The sequence below is a fragment of the Flavimobilis sp. BM9 genome, assembly GCF_058313055.1.
Window position 1 is genome coordinate 1 of record NZ_JBZEMO010000020.1, and the last position, 274, is coordinate 274.

A 274-nucleotide genomic window follows, 5' to 3' on the forward strand; every position below is an offset into this window, starting at 1 on the left:
GTCCTTGGCCACGTCATTGAGCACGGCCTTCAGCCGCTCCTCGAACTCGCCGCGGTACTTGGCACCGGCCAGCAGGCCGGCCATGTCCAGCACCAGCACGCGCTTGTCCTTGAGGGTTTCGGGCACTTCGCCCTCGACGATGCGCTGCGCCAGGCCTTCAACGATGGCGGTCTTGCCCACGCCGGGTTCACCGATCAGCACGGGATTGTTCTTGCTGCGGCGCTGCAGCACCTGGATGGCGCGGCGGATTTCGTCGTCGCGGCCGATCACCGGG

General features: G+C 67.2%; 1 protein-coding gene. It reads right to left on the reverse strand.

Features of this window, described 5'->3' with window-relative positions:
* Positions 1–274 (reverse strand): AAA family ATPase (locus AC4F3Q_RS13550; RefSeq protein ID WP_491040422.1); only part of this gene is annotated, 274 nt, incomplete at both ends.